The sequence below is a fragment of the Sporomusa sp. genome, from assembly GCF_035561155.1.
GTDB lineage: Bacteria > Bacillota > Negativicutes > Sporomusales > Sporomusaceae > Sporomusa.
On record NZ_DATMYD010000068.1, the window covers coordinates 21421 to 32554 of the forward strand.

10 protein-coding genes are annotated in these 11134 nt (G+C 44.5%); 1 reads left to right on the plus strand and 9 read right to left on the minus strand.

The annotated features are described in order from the left end of the window. The first annotated feature begins 224 nt into the window (after positions 1-224). Entirely contained in the window at positions 225-1610 is a 1386-nt protein-coding gene (locus VN447_RS07925) for a [Fe-Fe] hydrogenase large subunit C-terminal domain-containing protein (RefSeq protein ID WP_325524506.1), read from the plus strand. A 180-nt stretch (positions 1611-1790) separates the two neighbouring features. Here VN447_RS07925 and VN447_RS07930 read toward each other — a convergent pair whose 3' ends face one another. The 9 genes from VN447_RS07930 to VN447_RS07970 form a co-directional block, all read right to left on the minus strand. Next, complete coding sequence (locus VN447_RS07930; protein ID WP_325524507.1) at positions 1791-3455, minus strand: nucleoside kinase; 1665 nt, start codon at positions 3453-3455, stop codon at positions 1791-1793. 160 nt (positions 3456-3615) lie between these two features. Further along, positions 3616-3792, minus strand: coding sequence for a hypothetical protein (locus VN447_RS07935; RefSeq protein ID WP_325524508.1), 177 nt, complete (start codon positions 3790-3792; stop codon positions 3616-3618). 66 nt (positions 3793-3858) lie between these two features. Beyond that, positions 3859-4335, minus strand: coding sequence for a superoxide dismutase family protein (locus tag VN447_RS07940; RefSeq protein WP_325524510.1), 477 nt, complete (start codon positions 4333-4335; stop codon positions 3859-3861). 176 nt (positions 4336-4511) lie between these two features. Next, complete coding sequence (locus VN447_RS07945; RefSeq protein WP_325524512.1) at positions 4512-5759, minus strand: pyridoxal phosphate-dependent aminotransferase; 1248 nt, start codon at positions 5757-5759, stop codon at positions 4512-4514. Positions 5760-5834: 75 nt separating this feature from the next. Next, entirely contained in the window at positions 5835-7127 is a 1293-nt protein-coding gene (asnS, locus tag VN447_RS07950) for an asparagine--tRNA ligase (protein ID WP_325524514.1), read from the minus strand. A 166-nt stretch (positions 7128-7293) separates the two neighbouring features. Then, the gene (locus VN447_RS07955) at positions 7294-7557 is read right to left on the minus strand and encodes an alpha/beta-type small acid-soluble spore protein (RefSeq protein WP_325524516.1); all 264 of its coding nucleotides are present in this window, start codon (positions 7555-7557) and stop codon (positions 7294-7296) included. A 208-nt stretch (positions 7558-7765) separates the two neighbouring features. Beyond that, positions 7766-8626, minus strand: a complete 861-nt coding sequence (locus tag VN447_RS07960; RefSeq protein WP_325524518.1) for a hypothetical protein — start codon at positions 8624-8626, stop codon at positions 7766-7768. A gap of 438 nt (positions 8627-9064) precedes the next feature. Beyond that, complete coding sequence (locus tag VN447_RS07965) at positions 9065-10285, minus strand: aspartate kinase (RefSeq protein WP_325524520.1); 1221 nt, start codon at positions 10283-10285, stop codon at positions 9065-9067. A 98-nt stretch (positions 10286-10383) separates the two neighbouring features. Continuing rightward, positions 10384-10824 carry a hypothetical protein gene (locus VN447_RS07970; protein ID WP_325524521.1) on the minus strand — a complete coding sequence of 147 codons (441 nt, stop codon included), beginning with the start codon at positions 10822-10824 and terminating at the stop codon, positions 10384-10386. Positions 10825-11134: the final 310 nt, after the last annotated feature.

The following is an 11134-nucleotide window of genomic DNA, read 5'->3' on the forward strand; positions in this document are numbered from 1 at the left end:
ATCGCTCCAATAAAATTTACAGACATGCTGTTAGTATAAGCGGAAAAATCAAGCGCCAAACACTGAAGCATTGCATTACTAACAGCATGTCTAGAAGAAATTTTTTATTGGATTTCATATAACTCTACTACAATATCAAAAATTTACACAAACTACAACAGGAATTTCTACAAAAAACGTCAAAATAATGATAGTGAAATATCATAATTGGATAGGTGATAAATATGGCAAAGATTACTCCCCCAGATCTCAATATTAGACCACGTATCCTGTACCAGGTGGCAAAGGCAGCTTGGGAAGGGCATCTATTCGAACGCAAAGAAGAGATATGCCGCTTATTGCAGCAGGAATTTGAAGATAAGGCGACCCGCCGGCTTGTTGCCAATCAGATTCGCATTGCCATGGGGCTTGAGCCTAATAATTCCGAAGAAGTTATTAATGAGTATGACGAAGAGGCTCTAATGGGCATGGGCAGCGAGCCTGTTGTTATTGCTAACCCGGAAGCCTGTCAAGATTGCAAGGGGGCAGCTTGCGAAAAAGCTTGTCCGCTCGGCGCTATCACTCGCGATGAGCTTGGGCGCCCATCCATTGACAGAAACAAATGTGCCAATGACGGCTATTGCATTAGTGCCTGTGAGTTTGGTGCTTTGGCCGACAAATCCCAGTTTGTTCCACTTATCAATCTACTCCGCCAAAACACCCACAAAGTGTATGCATCCGTTGCACCTGCCTTTGCTGGCCAATTTGGTCCTGAAGTAACCGCAGGCAAACTGCGCAGTGCATTGTTAAAATTAGGCTTTAACGAAATGGTGGAAACGGCTTTGTACGCCGACCTTGTTACAGTTAAAGAGGCCTTTGAATATGATGAGCACGTCCAAGACGAGCATGACTTTTTGATTACGAGCTGCTGCTGCCCCATTTGGATTAAGTTAATTGAAAATAAATTTCCTGACTTAATGGGTCATATTTCGCCTTCTGTATCCCCCATGGTTGCCTCTGGCCGGGTAATCAAAGAACTTGAACCGGACGCCAAGGTAATATTCATTGGCCCGTGTGTCGCAAAAAAATCTGAGGCTCAACTGCCTGATCTGAAAGGTGCTATTGATTTTGTTCTGACCTTTCAGGAGCTTCAGACAATCTTTGAGGCGGCTGAAGTCAACCCGGCCGATGAGCCGGACGAAGAAAACCCGGTGGCCTCTTGGGGCGGCCGTCTTTATGGGCGGACTGGCGGTGTCAGCGCGGCTGTCGGCACGACTCTCGAAAAGCTGATTCCCCGCCGTGCCGAGAAATTCAAGCCTGTCAAAGTTGACGGGATACCCGACTGCACTAAGCTATTAGAAGATATTAGAGCAGGGAAGCTTGAGGCTAACTTTATCGAAGGTATGGCCTGTAAGGGCGGTTGTGTAGGCGGCCCAGGACGACTGATTTCACCTGAACTGGGCACAGGGCATGTGAATGACTACGGCAATGCCGCTCATGCTCATACGCCAGTTGAAAATCCGCAGGTATATTCCATTTTGGCCAAACTTGGTCATTATCACGGCATGCCAACCATGACAGGTACAAGCAAAATGGCGGCTATTCTGGCACGCAAGCTTGATCCTAAATAGTTTTTCTACGAAAATACCCCTGCTGTAAGAAGCAGGGGTATTGCTATTATTTATAAAGTAGACTAACCTTCAGGTGGGGTTTTAACCCCATCTGAAGGTTAGTCGCCCAACTTCCAGGGAACCCGCTCTAGAACTCCCACTTGTAGAAGATGGGAGTCTTAGAGCGGGTTAGTCATCGGATTAACTTTTTTCAAAACAAGATTTACCGATAAACTCGCGGAGTATCGAATTGTTTGGAATTTCATCGTCTTCTACCAGACTGAAATATTCCAGGAAATTGAGCAGTCGCCGAGCTTCGGAATACTCGGGATTTTCCCGTGTCACCTTTTTTAGGAGCGGTTCAGCATATTTTTTAAGTACTGCCAGCTCGTAAATGAGCGCTGAGTTAAACATCACATCAGCTTCTTCCTGGAACGGAAAGATATTGCGTTCTTCACCACGACGCACAGACGGCCACATCTTGAGTGTCATCAGGGCATCATGCGAACGGAACTGACTATCACGGACAATGCGTCGAATAAGCCGGGCGTCTGTTGTCGGAATCCGGTTATGATTATCAATTGACAGCTGTGTCAACGCACTGACATATATCTTTATTTTACAGTGACGGGGAACAGATGTTGTTAAACGTTCATTAAGACCATGTATTCCTTCGATAATCAGTGGCTGGCCTTTATCCACCTTAATCCGGTGCCCGCGGTATTCCCTTTCGCCTGTTTTGAAGTTAAAAGTAGGCAATTCAACCTCTTCTCCGGCTAAAATCCTGGCCAAGTGGGCATTAAACAAATCCAGGTCGATAGCTTCGATGGCTTCAAAGTCATAATCTCCATTTTCATCAAGCGGTGTCCTACAGCGATCAACAAAGTAATCGTCTAACGAAACAGGCACAGGCCAAACCCCATTCACCCTAAGCTGAATATGAAGCCGTTGAGCAAACGTGGTTTTACCTGATGACGATGGCCCGGCTACTAAAATAACTCTTACCTCATTGCGATGAGAAGAAACAAAGTCGGCAATCTGGGCCACTTTTTTCTCATGCAGGGCTTCTGCTACCCTAATGATATCTTTAATATCATTATTTTTACTACATTCGTTTAGAGTAGGCACATAACTACATCTTAAGATATTTCCCCACTGAGCACCTTCTTGAAATACCTTAAATAATTTGGGGTTCTCGACAAATTTAGGCAGCAGATCCGGATTTTCTTTTTCAGGGAGGCGCAGAATAATTCCTGGTGGGTAATATTTAAGTTCGAATACCTTGAGATAGGCAGTAGATGGTGTCATCGTGCCATAAAAATAGTCATAAACCTGACCGCAGTAGTAAATACTGACTTTTTCCCGGTCAAGCTGTTCCAGTAAACTGACTTTTTCCTTTTGCCCCGCTGCCTTAAACAGCTCGATTGCCTCTACTCTGGGCAGAGTCGTGCGGACAATCTGACGGTCTTCAACAATAATTTGACGCATCTGCCGGTCAAGTCTGGAGATATCCTCAGGCGTTACCTCGCGGCCATGATGTAACTCACAGTACAATCCTTTACTCAGCGAATGCTCAACTGTCACTTCACATCCAGGAAATAACTCCTGAGCAGCAGCAATCATGACCAAGGTCAAACTTCGCTGATACACTTTCATCCCCGCATCTGTACGAAGGTCGAGAAAGTCTACCATACTATCCTGTTCCAGGATACTTTGCAAATCTCTGATTTCATTGTTCACTTTGGCAGCCACTACCGGTGTAGTATATCGGTGAGCGGCATCCCGGCTAACTTCTACCAGACTTACACCCTTGTTGTACTCGGCAATGCGGCCATTAGAAAATGTTACATTAATTTTTTCTGACACCTGAAGGCCCCCTTACTATCAGCTAAACTCTCTCTCTAAACTATATATAAATAATTCAACTATATTCCCCTGATTTCCTGCGCAAATTGTCAGTAAGTAAACCGCAATAAAAAACGACAACTGCTCCGTTACAAACAGTTGCCGTTTACCACTTAGCTTATTATCGCAACAATTTAAACAAACGATACGCAATGATCGGCAGCGGTGCTCTTCGTACAGCCATCCGCATACCTAATAATAAGAGAAAACCGGCCCCCAAAATATGCACAATCCAAAAACCGGTGCGAGGAAACTCGAATGTGGTGTCATCAATAATATTGTTGTGATGGCAGCTCATTGTGATCGACCTCCTTTAGCATAGTATTTCCCGCACCTAAATGTTCAACTAGTGGTAAATATTTTATTAAATATCGCGGCCCCTTCTAATGGCACCACAAGCCAAGCGTCGGCCAGCGTTACCTGCCGGCTGCGTTCGGTAATCATCCGGATTTTCGTGGATAATTACACCTTTGCCAATAACTTCCGGTACGGTAAATCTATCTGTAAAGAAAGTCATATAAGCAAAACCACGATTGGAAAATAGTACAGGCAGATCGCCGGCATGATTACCATGGGGCTGGTTGTCAGGATTCCAATGCCCACCGGCTGCCATGAACGGGTTAGACGGATCACCTACTTTACAGGTGCCAACCTCATGAATGTGAAAACCGTGGGGACCGACCGGCTGCTTCCCATTCGCTGCCGGCTGGTACCGGGGCAAGCCCCACACTTCGACAGTTACTTTTGTGCCGCCTTGCACACTCCGGAAAGTTACAGTTCCCTTAATATCCGGAGCAAGCGGACCGCCCTGAATATTGGCAATAGCCAGGTTGTCAGCCACACTCTCACCTCATTTAGATTACATAGTAGAATTTCCCGTTGTATATTATGTAGCTCATGTGAGAATGGTGACAAAAAACAAAAAAAAGATTGCTGCGCTGTTGCCTGTAATGACAGCAGGGCATCTCCCTAATGTCATTGCAGGCAAAGCGAAGCAATCTCGCTTTTCAATTAATTTTACTTCTCAACGGCAGCCAGGGCCTGAGCCACTTTACCGGCCATACCGGTAATTTTAGCTGACGGTACTGCGCATACGGCAATACGCACACCCTTGCCAAGCGGTACAGCGAAGATGTGGTCGTCGTGCAGTTTATCGCATACGGCATCCGGATTCTTAGCTGGAATGGTCAGGAAGAAGCCAGCTATATACGGCAGCATGTTAAGGTTGGCAGCTTTGGCTTCACGCACAAAAATGCCAGACCGTTCGCGGATAAGGGAGTAATACTCGCCGCGTTCTTTTTCGACCTGAGCCAGTATGGACTTATCATTATAAATAGTAGCTAGGAGGCGCATACAGCCGCGGTTAATATTAGACCAGGTTGCCCGGCTGCTAAACTGGTTAATGTCTGCAAATTCTTTAATGACTTCCTGGCTTTTGGAAATGCCGATCATTGCACCGGTACGCTGTCCATACATGGTATAGCTTTTGGACATGCTGAATGCCAGGATGATAAGAACATTGTCAGGTAAATTACTGAATTTTTTCAAAAAAGCACGGCATTCATTTTTCTCACCTGCATAATCGAGGTAAGCAATATCCACCAAAATGACGAGACGTTTAGACTCGTCTTTAGCAGCTGCCTTAACAACATCTAATACGTTATCCCATTCGCTGTCACTTAGACTATAGCCGGTAGGGTTATGAGCCGGAGTATTGATGATAGTTACCAAGCTGCTTTGTTTGGCAAGCAATTCATTCACTTTGGTTTCAAATGATTTGATGTTGAAGTTTTGGTTCTCGTCAAACAAAGTGTAGGTATCCAGCTTGCGGAGGGCATCTTCACACAATACTTTGTATGGGCCCCAATACCAGTCAGACGTTAAAATAGCGTCACCAATCTCTGAATAATTCCAGATGGTATGGTGAAGTACCCCTGATCCTCCAGAAGTCGCTACCGCATTCGTGTAAGCCTCAGGGCGATTATCGCCAAATGTCAGCGCCGTGGCAGCCTCCAAAAATTCAGGTAAACCAGCGATAGGCGCATAGTTAATTACCTCATTGATTGGAAGGTTGCGGAATACTTTTTCCACAGTGGGCAAGCATACCAAGGTTTCCTTATCATCCAAAATTGCACCGATTGTAGCGTTGACTACTTTATCTTTGCCGTACTGGCCAACAGCCAGATTGGCGGCTGCGGCAGCTCCGAAGATTTTATCAGTAGCGAATTTTCCTTTTGCATGTGTTGCGGCAATACTTACTGTCATGTTATCTCCCCCTGTATTAACTTATTATATTTAATTATCCTGATTTGTTGGCTATCTGTACTCTTTATCAACAACTCAGGGATACATCTTATGCAACATGCGCGGGAAGGGTATGGTCTCGCGTATATGTTCAAGACCACACAGCCAAGCAACTGTCCGTTCAAGGCCTAGACCAAAACCGGAATGCGGCACTGTTCCAAACCGGCGTAAATCAAGATACCACTCAAATGCTTCTTTCGGTAGTTTGTGCTCCTCAATACGCTGTTCCAGGAGCGCCAGATCGTCAATACGCTGGCCACCGCCGATAATCTCACCGTAACCTTCAGGTGCCAGAAGGTCAGCTCCCAGCACTACTTTGGGGTTATCTGGGTCAGGTTTCATGTAAAAAGCTTTGATTTCTGTTGGATAACGATGGACAAATACCGGCGCATTGAAATGGCTGGAAATAATTGTTTCATGCGGCGCACCAAAATCCTCACCCCAGGTAAATTCCTCGCCAGCTTGTTTTAGTATATCTACAGCATCTGTGTAACTGATACGTGGGAACGGCAATTTGATGGCTTTTAGCTTTTCAACATCCCGGTCAAGAGTTTTGAGCTCATTTTGGCATTTAGCAAGCACACGCCCAATAACATAGTAGATCATTTCTTCTTGAAGCTGTATGTTAGCATCAATGTCATAATAAGCCATTTCGGCTTCAATCATCCAGAACTCTAGGAGATGGCGGCGGGTCTTAGACTTTTCCGCCCGGAAAGTTGGTCCAAAACAGTATATACGCCCCAAAGCCATAGCATTAGCTTCACTATATAGCTGTCCGCTTTGGGATAAATAGCCCTTTTCGCCATGATAGTCAATTGCAAACAAGTTGGTCGTGCCTTCACAGGCCGCTGGCGTAATAATGGGTGCGTCAGCCAAGACAAAATCGCGCTCATAAAAAAAGTTCCTCAGCGCATGTTCAATCTCAGAGCGAATGCGCAAAACTGCCGCCTGGCGCGGGGTACGAATCCAAAGATGCCGGTGTTCGGCCAGAAAATCTACGCCATGTTCCTTGTGAGTAATGGGGTAATCTTCGGCAATACTAACAATCTCCAGGGCAGTTACCTGCATTTCATAACCGCCAACTGACCGCGGCTCTTCCCGCACTGTGCCTGTCACTTTGACAGCACTTTCCTGGGTTAGTTTTTTTGCCTCGGCAAACAGCGCGTCGCCTACTTCCTGTTTGGCTACCACACCTTGCATCAAGCCAGAGCCATCCCGGATAATAAGAAAAACTATTTTTCCGGAAGATCGCTGATTGTAAACCCAGCCTTGTACGGTCACTTGCTCGCCGACATGGCGGGATAAGTTTTTTATTAATGCTGTTTCCACGCAATGCCCTCCTTATTAGAAATACTGCATATGTAATACTTATAAAATTGCAAATGATGAGTAATATGGCTATTATATACTTATTCTGGCTATGCCATTATATTTCCTGTTAGAATTTTGATGAATACTTGCTTTTTTTAATAGAAAAAGCAGGCTTGCGCCTGCTTTATGATTGTTGGTTAACGTCATATTTGGCAGTCATAGTGCCACTAGTAGTTTGGGTATTTCCTTGGCCGTTAAATTTGGTTTCTTGGGCTTCAATCATTTTGCGAACCATTTGTCCGCCTACCCGGCCGTTGTCAGCCGAAGTTAAAGCGCCTTTGTAGGTGTTCTTGTAATCTTTAAGACCAAGTTCGGCAGCCGTTTCTTCTTTCAGACGATCGAGGCCATTTTGCGCCGAAGGGTTCACTGGTTTTTTGCTCCTTGACATTACGCAAAACCTCCGTTTAATTTATTTTTGGTGCCTGTTTATAGAATGCCTGTTATTAAATATTAGATACGTTGTAATTTTTGTATTGATCTCCTAAGATTTACTTGTATCGCTAAAGACTCAAGAGAACCGTCCCTTTGAGTCTAAACATGAACATGCAAAAAGGCGGCTCTTGTGAGCCGCCTTAAGAAACATTTATTAGGTTATATTAGAAGTTTACAGCGAATTCTACGTTGGTACGCTTGTGGTCATCGCCATTTTGTTTTTCGCCAAGGTCCTGATAAGCTGTCAAAGTAGCAGCGTCCGATACCTTGTAGATACCTTTTACACGGAAACCTTTGGAATCTTTGTACCAGCCGTCAGTAGTGAAGTTAGGAAGAGCTCCAGCATCGATATCACGATAAGATACCGCATATTTGAAATCACCTTTTTTAGCAGCTTCGCCTACAGCAACTTCAGCAAGGTAGCCGTCTTTGCTCAAAGTATCATTTTTAGCATATTCAACATTTAAAACAACGTTATCTGTAAGCTTGGTATCTGCGTTGAGTGCATAGTATTTGCTGTCTGCTTCTTTCAGGAATGCAGCACCAACGTTAACATTACCAAGAGCATTACTCAGATCAGCAAAGTGAGTTTTGGCATCAGCGGCGTCTTTACCATAGAAACCATTCAACTTTGCCCCGTCAAGAGCAATACCTACTTGTGCACCAGTAAATTTGTCGTCATCCATCAGCAGACCTTTACCGATAGCCAGTGATTGCTTACCAACTTTTGCATCAAACTGGCCAGCTTTAGCACCAATGTATGCTTGGTCAAAAGTGGTTTGGTTGCCTACACTGCCATTTCTCAGGTCGTTGTCCATTCTTACGCGGCCATGGATATAGAAATTGTCATCAATCTGAGAATCTACGTTTAGACGAATACGGTTAGTAAGATAATCTCCGCTACCATCTTGGTTACGATATTCAATGTTAGCGTCACCGGAGAAGGTAGGAGCAGCAGCGAGTACGGAAGCAGTCGATACAGTCAGGGCAGCCATTACAGCAGCAGCGATCAGTTTCTTTTTCATGTGTAATTCCTCCTCAGTAATTTTGGCGTGTATTTCTGGTACGAATCCAGGAAGCAGGTTACCTATTCATAACCCTGTCCGACCTATTTTACTGGGAGGGATCTGGCTGTTCCTCATGAGTGTCCACGTTTCCTCATAGATACTTGGCTATACCCTATCAGCTATTTGGGTCTGACTGGTTATGCCTATTACGCTCGCCTTGCGCTTTTCTTAGCGTTTGAGAGCAGTAATAAGCTTGTTAAAGCAGTGATTATTTACTGCTTTGTGATTTATGTAATTCTCTTTTTTCGACATAATTCCTTTTTATTCGACAAAATCCCCACTGGTATATTAAGGGAATTTATTGTAATAATATTCCAATAAAACAATGACGGTTCTTGAATTCAAGAACCGTCATTGTTTAAACTTAACTATACTTTTGTTTTTGTTACTACTGATTTAGGCGGGAAAGAAGCGATTATGAATGGCGTTAACAGCTTCCTTGGCTTTATCTGACTCGATGAGGCAGGAGATGCTGATTTCAGAGGTACTAATAACTTCAATATTGATACCGGCATCTGCCAGCGCGCCGAAGGTAGCAGCAGCTATGCCAGGATTCCCCAACATACCGGCACCAACAACTGATACTTTGGCTACCTTTTCTTCAATCGTTAAACCGCTAAAGTCCATTTCTTCATTGAGTTTCTCTAAGATGCTCCTGGCCTGAGGAACATCTCCCTGAGAAATGGTAAACACCATATCGATAATATGTTTGTCCATGGCACGAACACTCTGAACAATCATATCAACATCGATGTTGGCCTCTGCCAACGTGGAGAATATCTTATACGCAATACCCGGCCGGTCAGGGACGCCCAACACGGCAATTTTTGCAACATTAGTATCATGTGTTACGCCACGAATTACAAATTCTTTTTCTTCCATCGTATATTCCTCCCTGATAAATGTACCAGTTTCACGGGTAAAGGTAGAGCGGACATGAATCGGCATGCCATAATGTTTACCCAGTTCCACCGAACGCGGATGCATGACGCCAGCGCCCAGCCGGGCCATCTCGAGCATTTCGTTATAGGTAATCTCTTTCATACGTCTAGCCGTGGGAACAACCCGGGGGTCAGACGAGTAAATACCGTCAACATCAGTATAGATTTCGCAGTGGTCTGCCTTCAGTCCAGCGGCTACCGCTACTGCGGTAGTGTCAGAGCCACCCCGGCCTAAAGTGGTGATGTCACCGGTTTTGGTCAGACCTTGAAAGCCTGCTACGACTACAATCTTACCGGCGTTAAGCTCTTGCCAAACCCTGTCGGGAGTAATCCCCGTAATCTTCGCCTTGTTAAATGTTTCATTTGTGGTAATACCAGCTTGAAAGCCGGTCATGGACACTGCCGGATGTCCCAGTTTGGCAAACGCCATGGCTAAAAGTGCGATTGATACCTGTTCGCCTGTTGCTAGGAGCATATCCATTTCCCGGCCATAGGTCTTATCAGTAATGGCCTCAGCCAAACTGACTAAATCATCTGTAGTATCCCCCATTGCTGACACTACAACAACAATTTTATCGTCAGGATTCTTTTCTTGTAATACCCGCCTGGCAACTGCCATAATTTTTTCTGGTGTAGCTACTGAGCTTCCGCCAAATTTTTTTACAATTAGTGCCATGCCAATCCCCCTTTTGTATGCAGCATTCAATTTAGCATGGCACTTTATATTCTCCATATAAACACAATATCCTTCTACTAGTGGACAAAATGGTAAAATTAATTTCTCAGAAACATGTTTACACAAATCAAGCCGGCAAGAACAATCTCCCAACATCCTTTACTAACCGTAATCAAGCTATCTTCCTGATTATAACACCACTCAGTAAAATTTCGATAAGCCGCGGCCATATCCTGCCATAAGGCGATTGTTCCTAAGGTGGCCGCAAGCATTGCAACCACTTTGAGCCCTATTGTAGGGAAAGCAGTACTGCTGGCAATAAAATAACTGGATAAGGCCACCCATGTTAAAAATATAAGCGCAAGTGTCAAGCGCCGGGCAATCGTGGACCCAGCATGGCTAGCGAGTTTTAATAGCGCCAGCCTGATAAAACGGCGTCCGCATAAAACTTGACCTTTTTCATAACGCATGTAGCGCTGAGGAATGGTATAGTTCCATAGAAAGGAACAACAAGCGATAACTAATAATAGCTTCTGCATACACTCAACCTCCCGGTACATTATATGCAGCCTCTCTCGATCTCCTTATCTATAAGTATAGCATTTTTAAAATTAATTGAATAATCAGATATTTGTCATTTATTGAATACCCGACAGTCTATTTTTATTTAGACTTATTATCTCGACTATGTTCTTTTTAAGGTTTTAGATAAGAAAAACCGCTAACGCGGTCCTTTGGTATCGAGCACATCCGAAATCCGGTACTCGAATCCATGGACCCCTTTATAGTAACGTGGATGCATTACCCCGCCACAAGATTCACAGCTAAACTGCGGTGGGTAGCTTAAAT